This is a genomic window from Brevibacterium oceani (assembly GCF_017948325.1).
Classification (GTDB): Bacteria; Actinomycetota; Actinomycetes; order Actinomycetales; family Brevibacteriaceae; genus Brevibacterium; species Brevibacterium oceani.
Map to the genome: position 1 here is coordinate 432,972 of NZ_CP072846.1, position 25,013 is coordinate 457,984.

Annotated in this window: 20 protein-coding genes; 11 read left to right on the plus strand and 9 right to left on the minus strand. The window is 65.0% G+C overall.

Annotated elements, in window-relative coordinates; all coding sequences use genetic code 11:
• Positions 1–38: 38 nt before the first annotated feature.
• Positions 39–1,046 (plus strand): SDR family NAD(P)-dependent oxidoreductase, encoded by a 1,008-nt coding sequence (locus J9314_RS01965; RefSeq protein WP_210604240.1) that lies wholly within the window; start codon positions 39–41, stop codon positions 1,044–1,046.
• A 29-nt stretch (positions 1,047–1,075) separates the two neighbouring features.
• Here J9314_RS01965 and J9314_RS01970 read toward each other — a convergent pair whose 3' ends face one another.
• Positions 1,076–2,245: a pyridoxal phosphate-dependent aminotransferase gene (locus tag J9314_RS01970; RefSeq protein ID WP_210604241.1), complete on the minus strand. Its 1,170-nt coding sequence runs from the start codon at positions 2,243–2,245 to the stop codon at positions 1,076–1,078.
• 216 nt (positions 2,246–2,461) lie between these two features.
• Positions 2,462–3,916: an NAD(P)/FAD-dependent oxidoreductase gene (locus J9314_RS01975; RefSeq protein WP_210604242.1), complete on the minus strand. Its 1,455-nt coding sequence runs from the start codon at positions 3,914–3,916 to the stop codon at positions 2,462–2,464.
• A 269-nt stretch (positions 3,917–4,185) separates the two neighbouring features.
• Between J9314_RS01975 and J9314_RS01980 the strand changes: the two genes are divergently transcribed.
• The 3 genes from J9314_RS01980 to J9314_RS01990 all read left to right on the plus strand — a co-directional run bounded on the left by J9314_RS01980 (position 4,186) and on the right by J9314_RS01990 (position 6,666).
• Positions 4,186–4,566: a cupin domain-containing protein gene (locus J9314_RS01980; protein ID WP_210604243.1), complete on the plus strand. Its 381-nt coding sequence runs from the start codon at positions 4,186–4,188 to the stop codon at positions 4,564–4,566.
• Between the two features lie 183 nt (positions 4,567–4,749).
• Positions 4,750–5,307: a hypothetical protein gene (locus J9314_RS01985; protein WP_210604244.1), complete on the plus strand. Its 558-nt coding sequence runs from the start codon at positions 4,750–4,752 to the stop codon at positions 5,305–5,307.
• A gap of 165 nt (positions 5,308–5,472) precedes the next feature.
• Positions 5,473–6,666 (plus strand): pyridoxal phosphate-dependent aminotransferase, encoded by a 1,194-nt coding sequence (locus J9314_RS01990; RefSeq protein ID WP_210604245.1) that lies wholly within the window; start codon positions 5,473–5,475, stop codon positions 6,664–6,666.
• Between the two features lie 9 nt (positions 6,667–6,675).
• Here J9314_RS01990 and J9314_RS01995 read toward each other — a convergent pair whose 3' ends face one another.
• Both J9314_RS01995 and lgt read right to left on the minus strand, forming a co-directional pair.
• Complete coding sequence (locus J9314_RS01995) at positions 6,676–7,218, minus strand: acyl-CoA thioesterase (protein ID WP_210604246.1); 543 nt, start codon at positions 7,216–7,218, stop codon at positions 6,676–6,678.
• Between the two features lie 103 nt (positions 7,219–7,321).
• Entirely contained in the window at positions 7,322–8,254 is a 933-nt protein-coding gene (lgt, locus tag J9314_RS02000) for a prolipoprotein diacylglyceryl transferase (RefSeq protein ID WP_210604247.1), read from the minus strand.
• Between the two features lie 132 nt (positions 8,255–8,386).
• On the opposite strand from lgt, the gene J9314_RS02005 reads away from it, so the two are divergent.
• Positions 8,387–9,940, plus strand: a complete 1,554-nt coding sequence (locus J9314_RS02005) for an amidase (RefSeq protein WP_210604248.1) — start codon at positions 8,387–8,389, stop codon at positions 9,938–9,940.
• A gap of 2 nt (positions 9,941–9,942) precedes the next feature.
• On the opposite strand, the gene J9314_RS02010 is transcribed toward J9314_RS02005, so the two are convergent.
• Positions 9,943–11,022, minus strand: coding sequence for a restriction endonuclease (locus tag J9314_RS02010; RefSeq protein WP_246490560.1), 1,080 nt, complete (start codon positions 11,020–11,022; stop codon positions 9,943–9,945).
• A 205-nt stretch (positions 11,023–11,227) separates the two neighbouring features.
• Here J9314_RS02010 and J9314_RS02015 point away from each other — a divergent pair, with 205 nt between their 5' ends.
• From J9314_RS02015 to J9314_RS02025, 3 genes are all read left to right on the plus strand, one after another.
• Positions 11,228–11,974: a DUF1345 domain-containing protein gene (locus J9314_RS02015; RefSeq protein ID WP_246490561.1), complete on the plus strand. Its 747-nt coding sequence runs from the start codon at positions 11,228–11,230 to the stop codon at positions 11,972–11,974.
• Positions 11,975–12,145: 171 nt separating this feature from the next.
• The gene (locus J9314_RS02020; protein WP_210604249.1) at positions 12,146–13,369 is read left to right on the plus strand and encodes an ATP-binding protein; all 1,224 of its coding nucleotides are present in this window, start codon (positions 12,146–12,148) and stop codon (positions 13,367–13,369) included.
• Positions 13,370–13,475: 106 nt separating this feature from the next.
• Positions 13,476–14,822 (plus strand): amidase, encoded by a 1,347-nt coding sequence (locus J9314_RS02025; protein ID WP_210604250.1) that lies wholly within the window; start codon positions 13,476–13,478, stop codon positions 14,820–14,822.
• 169 nt (positions 14,823–14,991) lie between these two features.
• Here J9314_RS02025 and J9314_RS02030 read toward each other — a convergent pair whose 3' ends face one another.
• Both J9314_RS02030 and J9314_RS02035 read right to left on the minus strand, forming a co-directional pair.
• Positions 14,992–16,506, minus strand: coding sequence for a lipase family protein (locus tag J9314_RS02030; protein WP_210604251.1), 1,515 nt, complete (start codon positions 16,504–16,506; stop codon positions 14,992–14,994).
• Positions 16,507–16,722: 216 nt separating this feature from the next.
• Entirely contained in the window at positions 16,723–17,451 is a 729-nt protein-coding gene (locus J9314_RS02035; protein ID WP_210604252.1) for a sulfite exporter TauE/SafE family protein, read from the minus strand.
• Positions 17,452–17,708: 257 nt separating this feature from the next.
• On the opposite strand from J9314_RS02035, the gene J9314_RS02040 reads away from it, so the two are divergent.
• Positions 17,709–19,061: an Nramp family divalent metal transporter gene (locus tag J9314_RS02040; protein ID WP_210604253.1), complete on the plus strand. Its 1,353-nt coding sequence runs from the start codon at positions 17,709–17,711 to the stop codon at positions 19,059–19,061.
• Between the two features lie 94 nt (positions 19,062–19,155).
• Positions 19,156–20,325 (plus strand): sialidase family protein, encoded by a 1,170-nt coding sequence (locus J9314_RS02045; RefSeq protein ID WP_210604254.1) that lies wholly within the window; start codon positions 19,156–19,158, stop codon positions 20,323–20,325.
• A gap of 95 nt (positions 20,326–20,420) precedes the next feature.
• Here J9314_RS02045 and J9314_RS02050 read toward each other — a convergent pair whose 3' ends face one another.
• Both J9314_RS02050 and pdxA read right to left on the minus strand, forming a co-directional pair.
• The gene (locus J9314_RS02050; RefSeq protein ID WP_210604255.1) at positions 20,421–21,206 is read right to left on the minus strand and encodes a DeoR/GlpR family DNA-binding transcription regulator; all 786 of its coding nucleotides are present in this window, start codon (positions 21,204–21,206) and stop codon (positions 20,421–20,423) included.
• A gap of 165 nt (positions 21,207–21,371) precedes the next feature.
• Positions 21,372–23,804, minus strand: a complete 2,433-nt coding sequence (gene pdxA, locus J9314_RS02055; protein ID WP_210604256.1) for a 4-hydroxythreonine-4-phosphate dehydrogenase PdxA — start codon at positions 23,802–23,804, stop codon at positions 21,372–21,374.
• A 140-nt stretch (positions 23,805–23,944) separates the two neighbouring features.
• Between pdxA and J9314_RS02060 the strand changes: the two genes are divergently transcribed.
• Entirely contained in the window at positions 23,945–24,925 is a 981-nt protein-coding gene (locus tag J9314_RS02060; RefSeq protein WP_246490562.1) for an aldo/keto reductase, read from the plus strand.
• Positions 24,926–25,013: the final 88 nt, after the last annotated feature.

Consider the following 25,013-nt stretch of genomic DNA (forward strand, 5'->3'; position numbering starts at 1 on the left):
CTCATAATAGGTTCCACACTCACAGAGGAATATTATCCATGTCTGAGAACTCAACCCCGCTGACCGGACGCAACACTCTCGGAGAGTGGTTGGACCATCCCAAGGGCGGACCCATCGTTCGCGAGCTGCTTGCTGGTGCAGTCGGGCAGGACGAATCTGTCCTGGCGAAGGTGCGCAATCTGCCTCTCAACAGTCTCGTCTCGATGAGTCAGGGCAAACTGGGCCAGGAGACCGTCGACGAGCTGGTGCGAGCGGCTAATGACGGAGTGCTCCCTGAAGACGCATCGGACGCCTCCTCGGCTGCAGGTGCGCGCTTCGCCGGTCAGACGGTGATCATCACCGGAGCAGGTTCAGGAATCGGACGAGCCACTGCAGAGAGGGTCGTCGCAGAAGGCGGTCGGGTGATCGCTGTTGATGTGGCAGAGGGCGGACTCCACCAGTTGGCAGAAGCCGCTCCGCAGGACGCGGTGGTCAGTGTGCGCGCCGATATCACCAACGACGACGATATCTCCAGGATCGTGGATGCCGCAGGCGGTCGAGTGGATGGGCTCGCCAACGTGGCCGGGGTGATGGACGCGATGCAACCGGTTCACGAACTGGGCAACGACGTCTGGGAGCGGGTCATGAACATCAATGTCACAGGGACCTTCAAGCTCTCGCGTGCGGTGCTCCCTCTGATGATCGACGCTGGCCGCGGATCAGTGGTGAATGTCGCGTCCGAGGCCTCCTTGCGCGGCAATGCAGCGGGTGCGGCCTACACCGCTTCGAAGCACGCAGTTGTGGGACTGACCAAGAATTCAGCCTTCTTCTACGGCCCGCAGGGGATCCGGACCAATGCCGTCGCCCCGGGGCCGACAGCGACAGCCATCGGCGGAGATTTCGCTTCCGAGTTCGCACAGGAGCGCATGGCACCCTTCTTCGATCTCATTCCACCGGTCACCACACCACAGACTCTCGCGGCCTCCATCACCTTCCTGCTCTCCGAGGATTCAGCGAACATCAACGGCCAGATTCTGGCCTCGGACGGCGGCTGGTCCGTGCAGTAGTCACTCGTGCGATCACCGCGAAGCAGGCATTACCGGCTGGCGGCGAAGGCCTCCAGGCGGTCGCAGGCGGTGTTGATCGTCTCGGGGGAGACGGCGAACGTCAGTCGCAGATACCCTTCACCGGCGGGGCCGAAGGCCGAACCGGGGATCGTCGCGAGGTTGTGCTTCTCGAGCAGCTGGGTCGCCAGGTCCCAGGAGTTCAGTCCCCAGTCCTTGACATTGACCCAGGCGTAGAAGGTCGCGGCCGGCCGGAGCAGGCTCAGTCCGTCGATGGCGTTGATGCGCTCGACCATGAGCTCCCGGCGCTCGGCGTACGAGGCGACCATCGACGCGACGACGTCCTGCGGTCCGTCGATCGCGGCCACCGCAGCCTCCTGGACGAAGCCCGGCAGGCTCGAAGTCAGGCCCTCCTGGAGGAGTGCCATTGGGGCGATGAAGTCCTCGGAGCCGATGACGAACCCACAGCGCCAGCCGGTCATGGCATAGGTCTTCGAGAAGCTGCCGATCGCGAGGTAGCGGTCGAAGTCAGGGCGCACCTCGGCGATGGAGGTGAAGACGGCGTCGTCGAAGACCATCTCGTCATAGACCTCGTCGGAGATGACGGTGAACCCGTGCTCCTCAGCGAGGTCGGCGATCTGTTCGAGGTCGGCGCGGTCCATGACCGAGCCGAGCGGATTCGACGGGCTGTTGATGAGCACCGCGGCAGTGCGGTCGGTGATCGCTGCCCGGATATCCTCGGCGCGGAGCTTGAAGTCGTTGTCTTCCGTGACGGGAACGGACACCGCACTCCCGCCGAGGCGGTGGACCTGGCCCATGTAGTTCGGGAAGCTGGGATCGGGGATGATGACCTCGTCGCCGGGGGAGACGGTGACGTCGAGGGCGAAGGTCAGGGCCTCCATCGCACCGAAGGAGACCATGACGTTCTCAGGTCCGACGCCGCGATTCCACCGGCCGGAGTACTTGCGGGCGATGGCCGCGCGCAGTTCGGGGATGCCGGCATTGGCGACGTAGCGGGTGTTGTCGTGCTCGATTCCCCGTATGCCGGCTGCCTTGATGTGCTCCGGGGTATTGAAGTCGGGCTCGCCGACGGTGAGCTTCACGGCGTCGGGGAAGTCGAGCGCGAGGTTGAACATCTTGCGGATGCTCGAGGCCGGGTAGGTGGTGGCCATGGGGGAGATGCGAGGGTGCATGTTCGTCATGCTGTCAGTGTCCTCCTGTCGTTCGGGCGCGGGATGAGCCGGTCACGAGGCGAGACCGGGGCGGGGTGCGCTCTTCGGCTTGGTGAAACTGCACCAGCTTGGTCCATGCACCGAGCTGGTGCAGTTTCACCAAGCTGGCGTGGAAGAGTGCGGCGGTGAGGGAGCTTGGTGCTGATGATGGAACGTACCCGCTTCGGCATAGCCGCGCTCCGCCCGTCACTCCGCGAGCCCGGCGAGGTGCGAGCCGAAGCGAGCGAGCAGACTTGTCCGCTTCGCCCGGGTGGCCCGCTCCCAGGTGTCGGCAATGCCGAAGATCCTGTACATCGAGCGGATGCCCAGCCACCGGACCGGTTCGGGCTCCCACTGACCCGAGAAGTGGTCGTTCCACGGCAGTGCCGTCAGCGGAGTCGCCTGGCCGGACGCGCGATCGAGGAGGGTCCTCGCCGCCAGGTGGGTGGCCGTCACCCCGTGCCCGGCATACCCGCGGGCCACGCCGATCCGCTGCTCGGGGTCGAAGAAGATGCCCGCACACCAGTCCCTGGTCACCCCGAGAGCACCCCGCCAAGCGTGCGCGATATCGAAGTCGAGGTCGGGGAAGAGTGAGGACAGGCGTCCTGCCAGGAGGTCGACCACCTCGGCGGGAACCTCACCGTCACCGGGCAGACCCGATCGATACGCATAGGGTGCTCCGCGTCCGCCGATGGCGATCCGATCATCGGCGGTGCGCTGGGCGTAGATGAACGTGTGCGCGGTGTCGCCGAGGCATTCGCGGCCCTCCCAGCCGATGCTCTCCCATACTTCAGGCTGCAGCGGCTCGGTCGCGATCATTGAGGAGAAGACGGGGATGACCTGGCGTCCCTGCAGTCCGGGGAGGTCGCCGGTGACGGTGTCGGAATAGCCTTCGAGACAGATGAAGACCGTGTTCCCCGAGACCTGTCCGCGGGTCGTTGAGACGACGCCCTTGCCGATGTGACCGGCCGCTGTGTCCTCACAGATCGTCACTCCCTGCTCACGCAGGACTCGGGCGAGACCGCGGGTGAGCAGCGCCGGATCGATGGCGGCGGTGGCGGGGAAGTAGAGGCTGCCAAGTGCTCCGGCGACATCGATGCGGGCACGCGTGGCCTTGGCATCAAGGAACTGCATGTCCTCGGGCCCGTAGCCGAACTGCTCATTGCCCGCCTGGAGATCGCGCAGACGTGACATCCCGGCTTCGGACTGGGCGATGTCGATGTGGCCGCCGCGGATCTGGTGGGCGTCGATGCCCTCGGTCTCGCAGACGGCGAGGACGTCGTCGATCGAGTCGAAGAGCGCGGACTGGAACGCGCGCACGCTGGCGATCCCGTCGAGCCCGGCGGACCCGACCGGCCCGGTCGGATCGGTGGCACGGGCACGGTCGACCGCCTCGGCGTACTTCACTCGATTGCCGGGCAGCAGGGTCGACAGCCAGCCGCCGTTGCGTCCCGAGGCGCCGTAGCCGATGTGGGTGGCATCAATGATCGTGATCGCCCAATCCGGGTGAGCCTGCCGCGCATAGTAGGCCGACCACAGGCCGGTGAGTCCACCGCCGACGATGACGAGGTCCTGCTTCTCGGTGGGCAGCGGGGACGGGGAGTCAGGTGCGGGCGGTGACTGGGTCAGCCAGTGGGAGGCCTCGCCGTTGAGGTAGGACACGGATCTTCTCCTGGTCGTCGGTGGCCGCTCGTGGTTTCGGGTTCGCCGGTGCCGGGTGGTGTCGGTCGCCTCTCCCAGGCAGCGTCGGGAAACGGTGACATGTGACGTCGGTCAGCGAAGGCGGAGCGTACGGAATCATGTCTATCTCACGCTCCCGGCGAAGTAAATGGTTGTCGGGAAGCGTTTTGCCATATGGAATCGGTGCACTGGTGTTCTGATTCCATGGGTCGTACTGGCTCGGGCCGTCGGGACTTGCTTACACTGATCGCATGAGCGCAATGGAGCCGACCAACACCCACGAATTCCCCCTCGACCACGAGCCCATCGAGGCGTGGCAGCGGGTCGGCTCAGCTGCGGTGAGCGGTCCCGCGGGTGTCGACGTCACCACGGCCTTCGCGGAACTCGGTTCGATCGGGGGAGCGGACTACGGGCTGTGGGAGATGAGCGTCGGGTCGATGCGCGACGTCGAAGGCGATGAGGTCTTCCTCGTCATCAGCGGCACCGGGCGCATCGAGTTCGAGGAATCGACACGGCCCGACATCGACATGGCCCCTGAGACATTGGTCCGACTGAGTGACGGTGAGAAGACCCGCTGGACCATCACCGAGGCGCCCCTGCGCAAGCTCTTCATCGGCCCGAGCGAGGGTTGAGCGGGTTCCGCTCGTGGCCCGGGTGCTGCCTGTTCGACGGGGCCCGCGCATTGCTGTCTTCCGTGCGAAAACGGGTGCGAAAACGGGCGCAGGTGCGCCCGGGAATCGGGAAAACCGCAGGGGACGGCCGCCTCGGCGCTGGGTAAGGTGAAGACATAGCCCGCCGAGACGAAGGGATCAACGATGATCGACCTGGCTCACCCGCGCGACCTCGTGATGATCGGCGCGATCTTCGGCCTCGCCGCCTTCATCTGGGCAGGGTGGGCGCAGGAGGCGCCGCCGAAGGCGCTGATCTTCCGCATCATTCTCGGGGCACTCGCCGTCGCCGGACTCGCGGTGTCGGTGCCGAGCATCCTCTCGGCCATCGGGCACTGGTCGGAATCGAGCGCCTTCACCACCGGTACGACGGCCTTCACGCTCTACGTCATCGTCTTCTGGGCCGAGGTCGTCATCGGCGCGGTCGCGAGCTTCTTCGCCATCCGCGCAGGTCAGACAGAGATCATCGCCCCGCTCATCCTCGCGATCGTCGGCATCCACTTCTTCGCGCTCGCCGTTGTCTTCGGCCAGCCCGTCCTCCACGTAGCGGCGTTGGCACTGACGATCGTCGCGGTGCTCGCGTTCGTGCTGCCACGCGAACTCGCTGCGCCGAGCTTCTGGTGCGGACTGCTCGGCGCACCTGTGTTCCTCGCTATCGGTCTGTGGTGCCTGCTCGCGGGACGCTCTGCTCTTCCTGCGGGGTGAAGGGCGGGCAGACCGATCCGTGTGTGCGATCGACCAAGGGCCCCGCCGCGTCGGTGACCTCGGATCCGGACACCGCTGACAATCGACTCCCACCTGGACTATCGTGTGTGAACCGGAGCACAGACATCCCCCTCCGCGCCCAGACCTTCGACGAAGGAGCCGATCATGAAGACCGCTCGCCGCTTGGACAACCTCGGCACCGAGACCGCGTTCCGCGTCGCCCAGGCCGCCGCCGACTGGAAGGCCCGGGGAAACGAGATCTTCCCGTTCCACCTCGGCGATCTCAACTTCCCCTTGGCCGGGCACATCGTCGAGGCGATGGAGCAGGCCATCCGCGACGGCAAGACCGGGTACTGTCCAGGTCCCGGAATCCCCGAACTCAGGGAAGCGCTCGCCGATGACATCGGGTCCCGCCGTGGAATGACGATCGACCCCGCCGAGGTGGTCGTGACCACCGGCGGCAAGCCCGTGATCACCAAATTCCTCCAAGCGGTGATGAATCCCGGCGAGGGCGTGCTCTACCCGAATCCCGGGTTCCCGATCTACGAATCCCAGATCGATTACCTGGGTGGAACGGCCCTGCCCTACCGGTACGTGCCGACCGCCGACGGCTTCGCCATCGACCTCGACCACCTGCGGGCCTCGATCGACGAGAACACCACAGCGATCATCTACAACGACCTGCAGAACCCGATCTCGGCCGAATCCACGCCTGGCGAGCGTGAGGCGATCGCCGCGATCGCGCAGGAGTTCGATCTGTGGGTGCTCTCCGACGAGGCGTATTTCGAGATGCGCTACAAAGGGAAGTCCCAGTCGATCGCCGCCCTGCCGGGGATGCGTGAGCGCACCGTCATCCTCTACACATTCTCGAAGAAGTACGCGATGACCGGTTCTCGGCTCGGCTGCGCAGTCGCACCCATTGAGGTCGCCGAAGCGATCTCGACGATGAACACCAACGACGAGTCCTGTACGAACCATTACGTGCAGTGGGCGGGCATCGCTGCCCTGCGCGGACCACAGACCAAGGTGGGGCAGATGCTCGAGGTGCTGCGCAAACGTCGCGACGCCACGTGCCGCCTGATCAACGAGATCCCCGGCATGAGCGTGGCGACCCCGGGCTCGACGTTCTACGTCTTCCCCGACGTCACGGAGGCGATGGCCGCCAAGGGGATCGCGACCCTGGCCGACTTCTCCACCGAAGCCCTGCACGCGACCGGAGTGTCCTTCTGCACCCGCGAACACTTCGGATCACCGCAGCCGGGCGAGGACAGGTCCTACATCCGGTTGGCCTATTCGGGTATCGACGAAGCCGCGATCACCAAAGGCGTCGGCCGGCTCAAGGAGTGGATCGAGGCCTGAACTGTCCGATCATGCCCACGTGTGTGCGGCCGGACGTCTGGTACTCGGCAGGGCGTTGTTCAGGCGCCAGTCGTGGATCCAGTCGGGCAGTTCCACATCGGTCGGCGGCGGTCCGAAGACGCCGATGGCCTCCTCCTTGGACACGGTGCCCGACTCAGAGAGCAGCCGCGTGGCCACGAATGCACGAGCGTAGATCTCTCCCTCGACGACGATGCGGTGCTCGAAGTAGACGGCACGTTCATCGACTCCGATGATCCGGGTGTCGAGACTGTAGCGCTGACCGAGTTTGAGTGATTTGCGGAAGCTGATGGTCTCGGCGCTGACGACGCCGGTCCACCCCTTGCTGCGGAGAGTGTTCCAGACTCCGCTGCGCACCAGCACGTCGAGTCGACCCAGATCCATGATCTCGAAGTATTTGCCGTTGTTGACGTGCATGAAGATGTCGATCTCTGAAGGCCGGACCCGCAAGGGAAGTGAGTAGGTGTCCCAGATGTCCTGCGTCGGGCGACGGCGGGATCTCAGCAGCTGCAGAATCATACGCGTGAAGTGCATGAGCCCTATGTTACTTGATGGTAAGTTATCTGTGAATCATGCCGACGACGCGGTGAGGCCACATGCGCACGTCGGGGGTGGGCCACCTCGGCGAGGGATTGACTCAGTCGTCGGCCGGCTGCGGTTCGCGGCCGGGGATGAACGGTGATTCCTCGGGTTCGGGATGGCGCTTGTATTGGACGGCCATGATGATCACGCCCAGTGCCACCGCGCCGATCGCACCCCAGACGTTCGTGCGCAGGCCGAGGATGACGAAGCTCGGGTCGATGCGGATCGACTCCCACACGATGCGGCCGGCACCGTACCACATGAGGTAGACGGCGAAGAGGCGTCCCCACTGGAAGAAGATCTTGCGGCTGAGGTAGAGCAGGACCAGGGCGCCGAGGCTGTTCCAGATGACCTCATAGAGGAACGTCGGGTGGAACAGGGTTCCCGGGGGAGTGCCCAGAGGGATCGCCGAGTTGCCGGGGTCGATCTCGAGGCCCCAGGGCAGGGTGGTCGGCAGACCGAAGAGCTCCTGGTTGAACCAGTTGCCGAAGCGGCCGCAGGCCTGGGCGAGGATGAGGCCCGGGGCCAGTGCATCGAGCAGCGTGGTGAGTTTGAGGCCGCGCCGCCGGCACATGATCCAGGCGCCGAGGGTGCCGCCGATGAGAGAGCCGAAGATCGCGATCCCGCCCTCCCAGATCGCCCACACGGACCCGGGTTCGAAGATGTTCCATGGGTTGCGGCCGGGTCCGAAGTAGTCCGTGTAATGCGTGATCACGTGGTAGATGCGGGCGAAGACGATGGCCATCGGCACGGCCAGGGTCGCGATATCGAGCACCTGCCAGTCCTCGACGCCGCGGGCGGTGAGGCGGCGGTTGGTCAGCACGATTGCGATGATGATGCCCACGAGGATGCACAGCGCATAGAAGTGGATCGTCAGCGGGCCGAGTTGGAAGCTCGAGACGCTCGGGCTCGGGATCGCCGCCGAGATGTCGTGCGGAATCGCTGTGGCGCTGGGAGTCAGGGGCGAGCTCGTGAGGACTGCAGGCATGGGGCCAGTCTATTTGCACCTGGCTGGCAATCCCCTATGCGGTCATTGGGCGGGCGTTCCATCGCTGAGCGAAGATCGGGGCTACGGTAAGTTGAGCAACCATGTCGACCGAACTCACGCCGAGGTGACCCGATGACCGCAGCCGCCGATCTCCACTCGCTCTCCGCCACCGAGGCGCTCGCCGCCTTCCGCGCCAAGGAGCTGTCCCCGGTCGACTGCCTCGAAGCTCTCATCGGCCGGATCACCCACCTCGACGACCAGGTCAACGCCGTCACCGAGGTCGTCGAGGAGGCGGTCACCTCGGCGCGGGATGCGGAGAAGTTCTACGCGAATGCCACCGACGATGACCTCGCCGAGGCGGCCGCCACGAAGCCGCTGCTCGGCCTGCCCGTCATCGCCAAGGAGAAGCATGCGATCGCCGGCCGCGGACTGACCCAGGGGCTCCTGCACGAACGCGACACCGTCGCCGAGGCGGACGCCGCGATCATCGCCCGCATCCGCGCGGCGGGCGGTTACGTCCACGCGCGGGTGACTTCGCCGGAGTTCAGCTGCGCGACGATCACGCATTCGCCGATGTGGGGCGTGACCCGCAATCCGTGGAACCTCGAACTCTCACCGGGAGGGTCGTCCGGCGGGTCCGCGGCCGCTCTCGCCGCCGGGTACGCGCCGCTGGCCACCGCCTCGGACATCGCCGGATCGACGAGGCTGCCCGCCGCCTTCACCGGCACCGTCGGGTTCAAGGCACCCTACGGCCGCATCCCCGGCGCCCAGCCGCTGGCCGCGGATTGGTACCGCGGCGATGGGCCGATGGCCCGGACCGTCGCGGATGCCGCGCTGCTCGCCCGCGTCATGGTCGGCCTCGACCCCAGCGACCATGCCACGATCGACTCGACCGGCTGGCTGGACGGGTTCGACGCCACCTCCGCCGAGGTGGTCGACCGTCTCCGCGGACGTCGCGTCGCGCTGTGCCCGAGGTTGGGGGACTTCCCCGTCGGGGAGGACATCATCGCCAACACCCGGGCGACCGCCTCGGCGCTGGAGCAGGCGGGAGCGATCGTTGAGGAGATCGAACTGCCGTGGACGGCCGAGAGGATCTTCGAAACCGCGTTCACCCACTTCGGTAACCTCCTCGCGCAGGCGATGCGGGCAGCGACCCGGGGTTACGAGGACACGCTGGCCGACTACACGCTGCAGTTCATGGCCGACGCCGAGGCGGTCGCCGCGCGCCGCTCACTCTACGAGGGGCTCGCCATGGAAGCGCAGATCCAGGCGGAGCTCGCGGCCGCGATGGAGGGATTCGATATTCTGCTCGCCCCCACCTCGGCGGTGGCGGGACTCGAAGCCGGGGCGAGCTACCTCGACGGCATCACGATCGACGCCGGGGGAGTGGGACGCGAGTGCCACCGAGATTCGGGCGGCACCGGCTCGAGTGGGGTCGGTCACGACGGCAGTGCGGAGCAGACGGTCGAAGGGATCCGGCTCGACCATTACTGGCAGGCGCACATGACGATGCCATTCAACATCTGCAACCGGGTGCCGATCGTCAACGTGCCCTCAGGACTCGCCGACTGCGGCATCCCCACGGGGATCCAGGTCGTCGCGCATCCCTACGACGACCGTGCCGCCTTCGAGGTCGCCGCCGCGATCGAACAGCTGAAGCCATGGACGGTGCTCGCGCCGGAGTGAAGTCAGAGCTCGGCGCTGTCAGCCACCACAAGCAGGCTGGTCAGAGGGATCAGCGAGCGCCATTTTTCTGGCAGTTTTGCGTAGTTATCGACAGTGAGGGAGACAAGGTCCTCACCAGTCAACAGCCGAAGGCCCGGGCGTTGACGTTCGATAGCCTGAGCGTCGCGGCTGTAATTTCCCAACGTGACGAAGAGTGAGAGCTCGCCGGACCCTTGTGTGCCGACAAGTTGTTGGACTTCCGGAGCTCCGATAGTGGCAACTCGGTGTTTGCACTGCACCTTGATTTGGGGCGGCTCGACGCCTAGCGGATCGCGATGAGCGATGACGTCGACCCCGCCATCTTGCGAATACTGGGTGACCCGCGCTTCATACCCCAGAGCCCGAAGCAATGAAGCTGTGAAGTCTTCGAAGTCCTTGTGGTTGATTCGGCGATGAAGGCACTCCAAGATGAAATCGCGAGTGTGACGTTCTATTCGCGATGCTCTCGGTTCGTCATTGGCCAATGCCTCATCTGTCTTCTCAAGAACTTCGTCGATGTTTTCAGCAACTACGTCGATTGAGCCGTCAGTCGAGTTGAGCGCTGCGATGAATTCTGCCGAATGTTTACGAATCTGGAACACCGTGATGAATGAACCGATTTCATACAGAGCGGATTGAGTGAACACTGTCCGAGATAGTCCTACACGTTTCCAATCCACCGGCAGTCGATGCTTATGAGTGGGAGCGTTCTGTTCGAAGTAGTAGTCACCTGCTACCACCCCAATGTTCACAGTGCTGTCTGGCTTGTAGGGGGCGACCACGATGTCACCAATCGCAATGTCGGTACTGAAGCGATAGAGAACTCCTGCTTGCCCGGCAACCGACTGAGGCTTTGCGTCCGGATTAGCGGCGAACAGCGCACGCTTGATACCTTCGCGCCCTCCTTGGACCGTCCTCAAATCTGGGATGTCGTCCCAGCCGATGCTCACAAAACTCCTGTCGACCAATTCATCCGTCAATGTGTCGTTGTGGATGCCCCACATGTTCATGCTTGCTCCGATTGTGAAAGGGCCAAGAAAGAAAACCAGCTGATGGCTCGTCATGGTTGCGTTCTGCTATGAGTACTACCTCAGTTCGGGAATCAACACCAAACCGGTCCCAAGGACGACTCTCGCAACTTGGCAATTCTCGAAACAGCCGACCGTGAAGTCACACAGATGTCGAAAGGCGGTAGACGCCGATCGCTGTGCCGTGAGCGATTAGGCTGGAGCCGGACGGCTTTGAAGCGGATTGAGGACGGGCCCCGTCATGCGACCCAAGCACAGTCAGATGATGACGTTCTCCGATGACTCACGGGCGAACGTGGCAACTGTGCCCGCCCTCGTCGTCAGCATCGTCCTCGTCCTGGCCTTCGGGATGAATCTGCTCTCGGCCGATTCCGGCGATAGTGAGCTGTTTCGCCTGACCCGCGAGCTCGTTGGCATCTTCCTCATCTTCTGGCCGCTCTTCTCCCTTACATATCTCACTTGGACCCATCTCGGTCTCGCGGAGCTCAGCGAAACCGAACTCATGGTCCATTCCCGGTGGGCACTCGCTCGCCGTCGCCGATGGTGGACGAAGTTCTTCAGCATGGGCGGCGCCACCTCGTGGGCGGTGATGGCGGCCTACGTCGCGTTCCTGCTCAACATCTACCTCATCACTTCTGCCTCGCAGGAGAACACCGTGTTCGCCGCTCTGCTCGGTCTGGCCAACGTCATCGCGTCGTGGGCCGTGCTCGTCTATTCGTTCGCACTCGAGTTCATGCGCATCGATCTGGGAGGCGGCGGCAGTGCCGATGCTCGGCAGCTGGAGTTCGACATGGAAGGCCCGCGGAGGTTCGGCGACTACCTCACCTTCGCGGTGTTGTCCTCGACGATGACGGCTGCCCTGCCCGGGCGCGCAGTCACCCGTTCGGGATGGAGACTCGTGCGCACGAACGTCATCGTCGCATTCGCCTTCAACTCGGTCGTCGTCGCGACACTGGTGTCGATGATCCTGTCGTACGTGGCGGTGTGAGGCAGGCGGTCAAGGTCGTCTTCGCTGTTGATCTGTGCTGCCGGCCCAACTGCTCGTGGCGATTATGATCGCCATAGCTCTTACATAGAGGGTGTGTGGCGATTATAATCGCCACTACAGATCAGTTTGTTTTAGTGGCGATTGCAGTCGCCAGTGCAGTGGGGTGGCGCGATGATCGTCGTAGACAGGCCGGATTATCTCAAGAGGATCGAGGCGTTTATCGACGCTCCGGTGGTCAAGGTCCTCACCGGTCTGCGCCGTTCGGGAAAGTCGCGGCTCCTTGATCTTGTGGTCGAGCGATTGATCGAACGCGGAATCGATTCCGACCGCATCGTCCATCTCAATTTCGATTCGCTTGAGCATGCGTCTTTGGCATCAGCGGAGGCGCTCAATGATCACCTCAAGAAGGCACTTCCGGCTACGGGGCCCGTCTATGTTCTTCTTGACGAGATCCAAGAAGTGGCGAACTGGGAGCGGCTGATCAATTCACTTCTTGTCGACGGGAGGACCGATCTGTACATCACCGGGTCGAATTCGCGGCTGCTGTCCGGTGAACTCGCCACCTATATCGCGGGCAGGTTCGTCACGATCGATGTGTGGCCATTATCGTTTCGCGAATACCTAGTGTTCCGGCAGACATTCTCAGCTGCGAATCTGGACCACGCCGATGCCGAGTTCGCTCGCTATCTGCGCCTCGGCGGGTTTCCGGGGGTGCACATGCTGCCATTCGATGAGACTGACGCCCGCTCGATGATTATGGACATCTATCGGTCGACCTTGGTGCGCGACGTGTTGACTCGCAACAGAATTCGAGACGCGGACATGTTCGAACGCGTAGCTGCATTCGCGATCGACAACGTCGGCAACCCCTTTTCTGCTAGGCGGGTCGCCGACTTCATGAAGTCTCAGCGCCGGTCGGTTTCGCATGAGACTGTGCTCAATTACCTGGCGGCTCTGGAAGAGGCATTCGTCATCGCTCGCGTTCCTCGGTACGATCTGCACGGCAAATCACTTCTTGCCACTGATGAGAAACACTTCGTCGGGGATCATGGGATCGTCAATGCCCTTTTCGGGTACTCCGACCAGCGCTTGCCTGGAGTTCTCGAGAACATTGTCTGGGCAGAGCTGAAGCGGCGCGGCTACGACGTGACCATAGGGCGCATCGGCGGGGCAGAGGTCGACTTCGTCGGCCGTCGTGCCGAGGATGTTGTTTACATTCAGGTTGCGGCGACAATCGCTAGTGAAGAAACCTACCGCAGAGAACATGGTTCGCTTCAAGCTATCGCGGATAACCATCCGAAGTATGTTCTTACGCTGGACCCCATTACAGGTGGAAACGACAACGGGATCAGGCATCGGAAGATCGCCGACTTCTTACTCGCCGACGAGATCTGATCCTGCCGAATGTCATCGTGCTGCTGGGCTCCCGGCGTGAACTGGTCCAGCGGCCCGCGCAGATTTCGCCATTGCGGTTTCCGGTTCTTCTGACACGATGGGAATCGTGGATGAGACGACACGGCGCGGAGCCGCCTCGGCGCTGAACATCGATGAAACGATCGCCGCGGTCGAGGACATCGGGCGCGAACTCAACGCGGTCACCTCGGCGATGGGCGATCGAGCACTGACGCTCGCACGGAGATCGGCCGAACGAACCGCTGCGGGGCAGCCTCCTCGGCGCCTCGAGAGTGTGCCGTTCGCGATCAAGGACGTCATCGACGTCGCGGGATTCCCGACGACGATGGGCTCGCGAGTGAGCAGCGGACCGGACCCCAGCACTACCGCTCCCGTAGTCCACCTCCTTGAACGGGCCGGAGCCATCCCGGTGGCGAAGACGAACTGCCAGGAATACTCGTACGGAATCCTCGGTGATGAGAGCGCCTTCGGCCGGGTGACCAACCCGGTCGACCCCGCACTGTGCACAGGCGGATCGAGCTCAGGCTCGGCGGCCTTGGTTGCCTCCGGGGTGGTGCCGCTGGCCGTGGGGACCGATACGGCAGGGTCAGTGCGAGTGCCGGCCGCATGCCAAGGTGTCATCGGCTTCAAACCGACCTTCGGCGCGCTCCCGACCGAGGGGGTCTTCCCGCTCTCGCCGTCCTTCGACACCGTCGGGCTCTTCGCCCGCGAGATCCCCCTGATCGCCACGGCGTTCGCGGCGATCACCACGGGGGACGGCGCGCTTAGTGATGCCGGCGCCGAGGCGGCAAATCGCGAGGCGCGTGCGCGCGGACCCATCACCGTCGACACCGGGCTGATCGACTCCGCGGGGGCGTTCGCGGAGGATGCCCAGGCATGGGCTCGACAGAACCTCACGGAGAGCCGGCGAGATCATGCGGAGCTGAGAACCACCTCGGCGATATCGGACGACCTCGTCAAGGTCATCGACGAGGGCCTTGCGATCTACGACATCGTGCGCCGGTACGAGGCATTCGTGCTCCACGAGCAGTACCTCGACGAACAGGGGGAGGCCTACCAGCCGGGAGTGTGGGCGAAGATCCTGTCCGGGCAGTCCATCACCGAGGCGGAGTACCGGTCACAGGTGGCCGCCTTGGAGGACTTCCGAGCCTCGGCCGTCTCGTTCTTCGACGACGTGGATTTCATCGTCACCCCCGCGATCGAAGGTGAGGTGATCCGTTGGGACGAGATCGACGACGGATCCGCAGCGAAATTCATGCGCTACACGCTGCCATTCAACGTGCTCGGATGGCCGGCGGTCACTCTGCCGGTGAGAAGCAGCGCAGGTGTCGGGCGGTCGCCGGTCTCAGTCCAGATCGTCGGGCGGCCGCACGGGGATCGTGATCTGCTCGAGTTCGCCGCCGACATCGGAGGTACTCGGCTCACGGGCGCCTGACCCTGAGGGGGGCGCCGCACCAACGAAGCGCCCGTACCAACGAAGCCCCCGTACCAACGAGACGGTCGTACCAACGAAGCGGGGCCGGAGCCGAAACAGCGCAATCGACATGCGTGTCTCGGCACCGACCCCGTTTCCCGGAGATGGCTAGAGCTTTAAAGCCTTAGTCCTACAGCCTCCAGCAGCTGTCGAGTGGTGCCTTGCCCGCGAACGTGCGGGTGGTGAAGGTCTCGATGCGGGGGACCGAAGCAACGTAACCTCCGATGTGTGTCGGACCGAGGTTGTCCTCGAAGGCGACCTTGTGACCGGCCCGGCACCACGTCGCCGCGAGCTCCTTGCCCTGCTCGAACGGGATGACATCGTCGAGGTGGCTGTGGTTGACCAGCAGCGGGACATCGGGCACGGGCGCCTTGCCCAGTCGCTGCCTGTCGGCGATGTCCATGAATCGCTCCTCGACGATCTCCTGGAGGGACCGGCCGTCCTTCGTCAGCGACTTCGTGTCAGTGAAGGCGGTCGAGAGCAGAGCCTCGATGGTGCACTGGTTCGAGGTCTCGGCGACCGTATTCTGTCCCTTCTCATTGAGGAACTCGGTGAGATCGATGTCGGCCTGGGCGGCGAAGGAGTCGACTCCGTAGAGGGCGAACGCCGTGTAGACGCTCGAGAGCCCGGAGACCGTCTTGTACAGATCAGTGGGCACGGCACCGGCCGAGGCGGAGGCGACGTTGAGCTCGGGTGCCCACTCATCCTTGAGCTCCAGTGCCGAAGTCGTGGCGTGACCGCCCTGCGAGTATCCACGCAGCTGCAGCTTCGTGTCCTCATCGATGCCGCCGCCGTCGACCTGCTGGACCGCACGTGCCGCATCGAGGACCGAGCGTCCCTCTTCGACGCGATCGAGATAGTGGTGGTCGCCCTCGGTGCCGAGCCCCATGTAGTCGACGACGATGACCGGATGCTTCGCGGCCAAGGCCGAGGCGACCGAGATCCCCTCGTACTCCGTGCCCATTCCCATCTGCCGACTGGGCGCGCACTTGTCCGCGATGCCCTGGGTGCCGGGCGAGATGACGACGGCGTCGTCGGCGTGGCCGCTCGCGCCCTTCGGGGTCAGCAGTGTGGCCGTCGCCGCCCGCGCGGTGCCCTTCTCATCTGTGGTTTTGTACATGAAGGCTGTCGCCTTCGCATCATGCTTGATGAGCTTCACCGGATCGAGGTAGAACTCGGAGTCGGCCTGCTTGAGCACTGTGCCGTCCTTGCTCGGCAGCGAGGACGGGGTCTTGTAGAAGTCTTCGGGGACGCCGGACGCGGGGAGGTCTTCCTGGGCCGCGGCGTATTCGACGTCGGCGGGAGTGAGCTCATCGGACTTCTCGACCGCCTTGCGGGCCTGCTCGACACTCACGCCCTCGGGGACGTTGTTCGTGTTGAGGGCTCCGGGATCCTCGGCTTCGCGGTCTTTGACGAGCTGTTTGGCCTCCTGGTCCGTCTGGGGGACCACGTCTGAGGCCGGGGCGGCGTGCGCCGGTGCTGCCATCGTGCTCAGGGCGAGGGTGAGGCAGGCCGCAGCGGCGGTGGTCAGCGCGGCAAGGCGACGGGTCGGCATCCCGCGGGGGGCGGAGTGGCACGAGGTCGAGCTGAGGTTCGGATCTTCGCTGGTGGTGTTGGTGCCGGTGCGGCTGGTGCGCGTTCTCATAGGCGGCATTCCTGTTCTGTCGTGGATCTCGGCATTGAGAGTGCATGGACAGGGTGGTGTCGCAGACCGACGTGACAGGGGTGGTGCCGGCGCGGTCGCCATCGTTCTGTGCCCGTATGGTGACGGGCATCACAAGCCTACTCGATAGTAGAACTCAGTGGTAACTTAATGCGATCGGTCGGTGTCGAAATACCGATGAGCGGTCGTGGGCCGCGTTCAGGTGAGAGCGGAACGGATCACTTCGGCGATGACGAGGAGTGCGCCGACAATGGAGGCTCCGACTGCCAAGCGATAGAGCAGCTGTCGGTCGGCCCTGCGGATGACGAAGTTCGACAGCCATAAGCCGATGAGCATGAACGGGAGCAGGAGTCCGGCCGCGACGAGGTGCCTGGTGCCGACCTCGCCGCCGATGGTCAGGCCGGTCAGGGACAGGATGCTGCCGAGGGTGAAGTAGGCGCTCATCGTCGAGCGCATCGATGACGGGTCGAGCGAGCGCATGATGAGGCTGATCGGCGGTCCGCCGATGCTCGTGGCCGTGCCGAAGATGCCGGAGACCGACGAGGCGATGAACATATTGCGGTGCGAGGCTGCCGGGGACCAGCCCACCAGGCTGAATGCGGCGCCGCCGAGAACGGTGATCGCGAGCATCAGGGAGAGGCCGGAATCCGGCAGCAGCACCACCGCGGCGGTGCCGATCGCAATGCCGGGCAGCCGGCCGAGGGCGCCCCAGCCGACGAGCTTCCAGTCCACGTCCTGTCGCTCGCGGGCGAAGGCGGTGAATGAGGTCAGAGTGGCCAGCAGCAGAAGGGCGGACGGCAGCAGGTCGGGGCACAGGAGCGCGAGCACAGGCGCGGTGATCATGCCGAGGCCGAATCCGATGGAGCCCTGCAGGCATGCCGAGCCCAGCACCACGATCCCGATGATCAGGTACTGGATGATCTCCATCGATTCCTCACTTCGCTGTTACTGGAGCACTGGACCGCGCAGCGCACATTGCGCGTTCTGAACAGCCACTATATGCGCAGAACACACAGGTAGGCATCTTTTTCTCGAAAAGACTTGCGCACAACACGCACGCATGGGCTACTCTTGACGAAGATTGCGCACGGTGTGGTGGTTCCATCCTGGCATCATCCACCGGCCGATCGTTCAGAAGTCCATCTACACATGGGAGTGCAGCCATGGCCGCCGATGTCCATAGCGTGAAAAGCAGCTCTGTCTCTTCGACGCCCGCGCAGAATCCGCTGCCGCGCGGACTCGGCCTCGTCACCTCGGTCGGACCGGGCCTTGTGCTCGCGATGTCCTTCCTGGGCACGGGCGACCTCGTCAGCTCCTCCGTCTCCGGAGCCTCCTACGGATACGCGCTGCTGTGGACGCTCATCCTCTCGCTCGTCGCCCGCACGTTCATCATCTCGTCCATCGCGAAGTACACGCTGATGAACAAGCACGGCGACACCCAGATCCTCGACGGGTTCGCCCGCCTCTCGCCGGTGCTGCCGGGAATCATGGGCGCAGTCGTCCTCATCGCCGGCTTCATCACCCAGGCCACCTTCCTCCTCGCCGCAGCCGTGGGGCTCCACGAGCTCACCGGCGGTGAGTGGGGCGGCGCCTGGGGCCGATTCATCTGCGCGATCATCATCGTCGCACTCACATTGTCGCTGGTGATGCTGCGTAAGCAGTTCGTCGTCCTCGAGTACTTCGCCCGTTTCGCCTCGGTCGCGATGATCGTCGCCTTCATCTACGCGCTCATCAAGATCGGGACCTTCGACATCGCCGGTTTCGTCCAGGGAATGGCATTCGAGATCCCGAAGGAGCAGAACACCTCGGCGTTCGCCCCGATCGTCATCGCCTCGGCCACGATCGGCACGATCGCCGGCAACATGCCCAATCTGCTGTATTCCGGCTTCATGCGCGACAAGGGCTGGATCGGACCGAAATATCGGAAGATCCAGCAGTTCGACCTCATCGTCGGCATGGCCCCGCTGCTCATCATCAACCTCTTGTTCTGGATCGTCGCGGCCGAGTTCAGCGCCGCCCATCCCGGCTTCTCCATCGGCGACGAGTTCGATCTTTCCCATATGCTCTCGGTCGCGGTCGGCCCGATCGGTCCGTACCTGCTGTGGATGTGCATCTTCTTCGCAGCGATGACGAGCTTCCCGCCGCAGTCCCGCGGCTTCGCACAGCTGGCCATCAACGGCATCAATCACACCGTGCCGTCGATGCGGAGATTCCTCGGCCGTGACGAGGAGAACCCTGCCTTCCGTTGGATTCAGGCGATCGTCTTCATCATCCTGCCCCTTGCCTCGACGATCCCCGGCGCCCCGGACCTCATCTCGCTCAACATCGTGGGCACTGCGATCTCGACCGTACTCAGCCTGCCGATCATCGTTGTGTGCATTCTGCTGCTGACCTCGCGGAAGAAGCACATGCACTCATATGCGGTGAACCGGAAATGGCAGACCGGACTGCTGCTGCTCCTCGGCATCATCGCCATCGTCGTCGGCGTCCAGATCGCCCTGCAGATCCCCGCGATGTTCCAGACCGCGTTCGGATGATGAGTTCGGACCGTCAGCCCGCGGAATCCCCCGCCGAGGCGGCTCACCCTGCGTACCCTGATGATCGTTGCCGAGACATGGAGGAGAAACACCCATGAGTCTGCTGTCCCAGCCCTCCCTCGAACGCGTGCCGGCACCGCCGGCGGACGGGCGACTCCGCTTCTTCGACGACGAAGGCTGCGCGGCCGCGGTCATACCGACCGACCGTCGGTCGAACCATGCCCCGTCGATCCTGGCGCTGCGGGACGGGGGACTGCTTGCCGCCTGGTTCGCCGGCAGCGATGAAGGCAATCAGGACATCGACATCCTCGTCTCCCGCTTCGATCCGGATACGGGAGGGTGGGCCGCCTCGGCGAGCGTCACCCACGATGAGATCCGCTCCGACCAGAACCCGGGACTCTTCGCCGCTCCGGATGGAACGATCCGGCTCGTCTACACCTCGCAGCTCTCGCGGCAGTCGGGGGTGCCCGAGACGTTCAACCTCCAACACACCTCCGTGGTCAAGATGAGCCGCTCTTCCGACGGAGGAACCTCCTGGAGCGAACCGGAGACGCTGTTCGGCCGGGAGGGAACGTTCTGTCGTCAGCCCATCCAGATCCTCGCAGATGGGACGTGGGTGCACACTCAGTGGCTGTGCTTCGACGACGATTCGAAGAACGGCTCAGACCAACCGGTCGTGCAGATCTCATCGGACCAGGGAGCCACCTGGCGGCAGGTGGACTTCCCCGACGCCGCCGGCCGGGTCCATCCGAACATCGTCGAGGTGGCCCCCGGTCGGCTGGTGTGCCTGTTCCGCTCGCGTTTCGCCGACTGGGCCTATCTCAGTCGCTCCGAGGACGGGGGAGAGACCTGGTCGGTGCCCGAAGCCACCGAGGTTCCCAACAACAACGCCGGTCTCAGCGCCTTCCTGCTGCCCTCGGGCATGCTCGCGCTCGTGTCGAACGAACACCAGGTCGCCACCGAGCCCGGCGAGGTGGTCTGGCCGTATGAGCGGATGCGGATCATCATCGCCGTGTCGAACGATGAGGGACGCACCTGGCCGGTGCGGCGGGTCATCGATCCCGGCGACGGCTTCGCCGGAGTCGGCAATCTGCGCAGCAACCGCCGGCAGGAGTACCCGCACGGGATCGTCGATGCCGACGGGCTCATCCACGTCGTCTACGCCTACAGCTCGCGACGGGCGATCCGGCACGTCGTCTTCGACGAGGAGTGGATCTCGGGAGTCGAGGATCAGGTCCATACCGACTGCAAGCTCTGGGGCTGAGGCGCGGAATCCGAGCTCGACCTGGGTGGCCTGGCGAAACTGCAGAAGCCCCGGGGCTCGTCGGAGTCCCGGGGCCTCTGCGCGGTCTTGTGCTCTCAGCTCTGCCGGGCGTTGCCCATCTGATCGACTCGGACGACGGTGATGCCGCGGTCTTCGAACGGTGTGATCTGTGCGGGCTCTGCGGAGTCGTCGGTGACGAGCGTCCAGCCGTTGCCGAGGTCGGCCCAGGCGTGGAAAGGGCGCTGACCGAGCTTCTCGGCATGGGCGACGACGAAGACATGGGCGGCCCGGCGGCTCATCAGCTCCTTGAGGCGCACCTGCTCGGGCAGTGCCTCACACACCCCGTCCTCGGCGGTGACGGCATCGGCGCCGAGGAATGCGAAGTCGAAGGTGAATTTCTCCAGCCCCGCTTCGGTGATGGGGCCGATGAAACCCTGGCTGACGGGCCGATAGCGACCGCCGAGCAGCGTGAACTCGACGTCGTCGAGATCGGCCATCTGCTGCAGGGAGGTCAGACCGGAGGACACGACGGACAGCGGGGAAGTGTCGCGCAGTCCGCGCGCGATCTGCGCCGTGGTCGTGCCGGCGTCGAGGAGCACATGCGAACCGGCGGGCACCTGCTTGGCGCACCACGAACCGATCGCGCGCTTGACCTCGGGGGCTTCGTGTGACCGTTCGGCCAGCGTTGTCTCGGATTCGGTGGGTACGGCGATGACACCGCCGTAGGTCCGGGCCAGCTCGCCGGAATCGGTGAGCTTCGCCAGATCTCTGCGGATCGTCGAGGCTGTGACTCCGAGCATGTCCGACAGGGTCTCGACACTCATCTCGCCCTGGGTGCGGGCCAGCTGAAGGATCTCCTCGCGACGTTCGCCTGCGTTCATCTCTCTCCTGATCAGTTGCCGTTGATCGCCACTGTATCGCGGATCTCCGCGCGGACCGCGCAGACTACGCAGCAACATGTCTGCGGTGCGGGACGACCGCCGCCTCGATCGCGCTCCGGCCCCACGGCGCGGACCGCCGTCTCGGCGCCGAGAGGCGGTCGGAACTCAGACGACGGCGAGAGCGGCCGCCTGGCGCATCGCCTCGCTCATGGATTCGGTGTCGACCTTGCCGGTGCCGGCGATGTCGAAGGCGGTGCCGTGATCGACCGAGGTGCGGATGACCGGCAGGCCGACGGTGATGTTGACTCCGGCGTCGATGCCGAGGACCTTGATCGGCCCATGCCCCTGGTCGTGGTACATCGCGACGATGAGGTCGTAGTCGCCGCGGCCGGCGAGGAAGAACGCGGTGTCGGCCGACAGCGGTCCGATTGCGTCGATGCCGTCGGCCTGGAGCTTCGTGATCGCCGGGGCGATCTTCTCCTCTTCTTCGCCGTAGCCGAAGAGCCCGTTCTCACCCGCGTGCGGGTTGATCGCGCAGACCCCGATGTGCGGACGTTCGAGTCCGGCCCGGACGAGGGCCTCGTGGCCGCGGCGGACGGTGCGTTCGACGAGTCCGGGCTCGATCTTCGCCACGGCATCGATGAGGCCGATGTGCGTGGTCACGTGGATGACGCGCAGCTTGGGGGAGGAGAGCATCATCGAGACCTCCTCGGTCCCGGTGAGCGACGCGAGCATCTCGGTGTGCCCGGGGTACTTGTGCCCGGCGGAATGCAGTGCTTCCTTATTCAGCGGTGCCGTGCAGATCGCCTGCACCTCACCGGACATCGCCAGCTGCGCGGCGCGTTCGATGTAGCGGAACGCAGCATCGCCGGCCACCGGGGACAGCTCGCCCCAGGGCAGGTCGCCCGGCAGAAAGGCCAGGTCGATGACGTTGATGACTCCGGGAACGTGGTCGGCCTCGTCGGGGGAGTTGACGCGGCGGATCTCGACTGCGGCGCTGAGCACCTGCGCGGCCTGCCCGAGCCGTGCGGCATCGCCGATGACGACGGGCGCGGCGACGGCGAGCACCGAGGGGTCGAGGCAGGCGGCGATGCAGATCTCGGGGCCGACGCCGGCCCCGTCGCCCATGGTCACTGCGACTGTGGGAAGCGCGTTCATTGACTCTCCTTCGTGGTTCGCGACGCTGGCCGCGGTGGTCGTGGGCTCACCGGTGGTCAGAGCCGTGTGGATGAGGGTGAGGGAATCGGGTCCGCCTTGGCCGCCGGGGCGGGTGACGACGGCAGTGAGCTCGACATCGGGTTCGCGGCCGGACTCTGCAGCGGGAGCGGGGCCGGCATCGATGGATCGATCGATGTCTGCCGAAGATCTCGCCGAGGTGGCTGCGACGGTGGACAGCACCGCCCCGGGGTGGATCTCGCGGATCGTCTCGATCCGATGCACGCCGAGGCGGTCGAGGACGGCACGTGCCGTCTCCCCTCCTGCGGCGGCGAGGGCGACGGGGCCGAATCCGCTGAGGGCTTGGGTGGTGAGTTCGGCGAGAAGCCCCGGCAGGGGTCGAGGATCGACGTTCGTCCCCGTGTCCGTGAGTCGGACGACGAGGTGGCTCTGAGCCAGCGCCGTGCGCACGCGTCCGGCGCTTTCACGCAGCCGTTCGGGGCGATCGGGCCACGTCGCCACTTCGGCAGCGGGAAGTTCGAGCACACGGGTGTTCGAATGGTCGAGCAGATGAGTGACCTGGGCATCGATCCGTTCGGCGGCGGTGCCGAGGAGAGTGAGGACGCGACCAGCCGTGTGCGCGAGGACTGACGGCTCGGGCCGTCGTTCTGCCTTGTCTCTGCTCGTTTCGGCGGAGGAGGTTGCGATGCTCGTTTCGGCGGAGCTGTCACCGCGGTGCTCGGCCAGGGCACGTGCCAGGGCAGAGGTGCCGACGAGGACGGCCGAGGCCGCCTCGGCGACGGAGACGATGCGCGCCAGATCGTCCATGGTCTCGGCATCAGCGGTGATGAGGCGCTCTCCGTCGAGGATGGCGGTGGTGCGATCGTTGCAGTTCGGCCCGCTGTGGCGAAGCGCCCGGACGTCCTTGAGGCTCAGATGCCGGGCCGGGACAGGGCAGAGATCCTCGAGCGACTCCGGGGCACGGTCGCTCTCGAGGCTCCATGCGCGGGTGCGGCTGAGGCGAACTCCGTCGTCGAAGGGCGCACCGTCGACGACTGTGCGGTTCTGCTGCGGAAGCGCCGGAGCGAAGATCACGGGCCCGTGCGCGTAGCCGAGTGCCGCAGAGAGGGCGGCGCGGATGTTGCCGCGCAGCAGCGAATCGACTTTGATGAGCGTGGTGCGTGCCGTGCCGAAATCACGGAGGGCGGCGATGGTGCGCTCGTACCCCGCCTCGACCGGGAGGTACCGGCAGTCGAGATCGATGACGAGGTCGCGGGCAGCGGTGTCGGCCACCTCGGTGATATCGCCCTCCGAGCTGGGAGAGGACGGTGCGTTCGACGGGGTGAGCACGATCGGGGTGCCGGCCTCGAAGGTCGCGGCGACCTCGGCGGCTCCGCTGAGATCGTCGGCGATGACCAGGACACCGGATTCGCCTGCTGACATGGCACTCCTTTGCGTCCGGTCCGGCTGAACATCTCTACATTGACATGCGTGCGCGCAATGCGCAAGTTCTTGCACGATTCACGCATAGGTGGGAGGATGAACGGTATCGACGATCTGCCCCACTCAACGAGGAGACTCTCTTGACCACAGACTCGACCATCACGCTCGACGGAGTCTCCGTCCCACTGTCCCGACTGGTCCTCGGTACGATGACGTTCGGTGACACGGTGTCCGAAACGACAGCGCACGAGGTCTTCGAGAGCGCCATCGCAGCGGGGATCACCGGCATCGACACTGCCAACGGCTACGCGAAGTCGACGACCGAGGGACTCATCTCGCCACTGGTGAAGAAGTACCGCGATCGGATCGTGCTGGCGACGAAGGCGGGGATGCCTCACGCCGACGCCGGCGAGCATTCGCCGCTGTCCGCGACAGGCCTGCGCGCGAGCGTCGAAGGGTCCCTGCGACGTCTCGACGTCGAATCGATCGACCTCTTCTACCTCCATCAGCCCGACCGTGCGGCCTCGCTCGACGAGACGCTCGAGACCCTCGCCGCCCTGCGCGCAGAAGGCAAGATCACCGCTCTGGGCATCTCGAACTTCGCTGCCTGGCAGGCCGTCGACGTCATCGCCGCCGCCGAGCGCGCGGGCGCCCCGCGACCCGCCGTGGCGCAGAACGTCTACAGCGTCCTGGCCCGCCGGATCGAAGACGAATGGCTCGAGTGCGGCCAGACGCACAGCATCGCGACGATGGCCTACAACCCGCTGGCCGGAGGACTGCTGGCCCGCCGACCCTCGACGGATGGAACCGGGGACCGGTTCTCTGGCTCAGTGCTCGCCGAGATGTACTCTCAGCGCTATCTCTCCGACTCCGTCATCGCTGCCGTCGAGGCCTTCGCCGCAGTTGCCGACGACGCCGGTATCCCGCAGGCCGAACTCGCCTTGCGCTGGGTCGCCGAGGCGCCGGGCATCTCCGCCCTGCTGCTCGGGGCCAGCCGTGCGGCGCAGCTCGAAGCGAACATCGCGGCCATTGCGAAGGGACCGCTTCCGGCCGATGTGCTCGCCGCCGTGGACGAGGCGACTGCCTCGGTGCGGGGATCGCAACCGCTCTACAACCGCTGAGTCAGGACCTGAGCGGGCTCGACAGAGCCACCGGCTCAACATCCGTCTCCACCGATCTCGCAACCCTGCACAGGCTCGGCTGCACCAA

Bases quoted from the DNA above. Each gene is read 5' to 3' on its own strand.
- J9314_RS01965 (WP_210604240.1), top strand. From the start codon at position 39: ATGTCTGAGAACTCAACCCCGCTGACCGGACGCAACACTCTCGGAGAG.
- J9314_RS01970 (WP_210604241.1), bottom strand. From the start codon at position 2,245: ATGACGAACATGCACCCTCGCATCTCCCCCATGGCCACCACCTACCCG.
- J9314_RS01980 (WP_210604243.1), top strand. From the start codon at position 4,186: ATGAGCGCAATGGAGCCGACCAACACCCACGAATTCCCCCTCGACCAC.
- J9314_RS01985 (WP_210604244.1), top strand. From the start codon at position 4,750: ATGATCGACCTGGCTCACCCGCGCGACCTCGTGATGATCGGCGCGATC.
- J9314_RS01990 (WP_210604245.1), top strand. From the start codon at position 5,473: ATGAAGACCGCTCGCCGCTTGGACAACCTCGGCACCGAGACCGCGTTC.
- J9314_RS01995 (WP_210604246.1), bottom strand. From the start codon at position 7,218: ATGCACTTCACGCGTATGATTCTGCAGCTGCTGAGATCCCGCCGTCGC.
- lgt (WP_210604247.1), bottom strand. From the start codon at position 8,254: ATGCCTGCAGTCCTCACGAGCTCGCCCCTGACTCCCAGCGCCACAGCG.
- J9314_RS02005 (WP_210604248.1), top strand. From the start codon at position 8,387: ATGACCGCAGCCGCCGATCTCCACTCGCTCTCCGCCACCGAGGCGCTC.
- J9314_RS02010 (WP_246490560.1), bottom strand. From the start codon at position 11,022: ATGACGAGCCATCAGCTGGTTTTCTTTCTTGGCCCTTTCACAATCGGA.
- J9314_RS02015 (WP_246490561.1), top strand. From the start codon at position 11,228: ATGCGACCCAAGCACAGTCAGATGATGACGTTCTCCGATGACTCACGG.
- J9314_RS02020 (WP_210604249.1), top strand. From the start codon at position 12,146: ATGATCGTCGTAGACAGGCCGGATTATCTCAAGAGGATCGAGGCGTTT.
- J9314_RS02030 (WP_210604251.1), bottom strand. From the start codon at position 16,506: ATGAGAACGCGCACCAGCCGCACCGGCACCAACACCACCAGCGAAGAT.
- J9314_RS02035 (WP_210604252.1), bottom strand. From the start codon at position 17,451: ATGGAGATCATCCAGTACCTGATCATCGGGATCGTGGTGCTGGGCTCG.
- J9314_RS02045 (WP_210604254.1), top strand. From the start codon at position 19,156: ATGAGTCTGCTGTCCCAGCCCTCCCTCGAACGCGTGCCGGCACCGCCG.
- J9314_RS02050 (WP_210604255.1), bottom strand. From the start codon at position 21,206: ATGAACGCAGGCGAACGTCGCGAGGAGATCCTTCAGCTGGCCCGCACC.
- pdxA (WP_210604256.1), bottom strand. From the start codon at position 23,804: ATGTCAGCAGGCGAATCCGGTGTCCTGGTCATCGCCGACGATCTCAGC.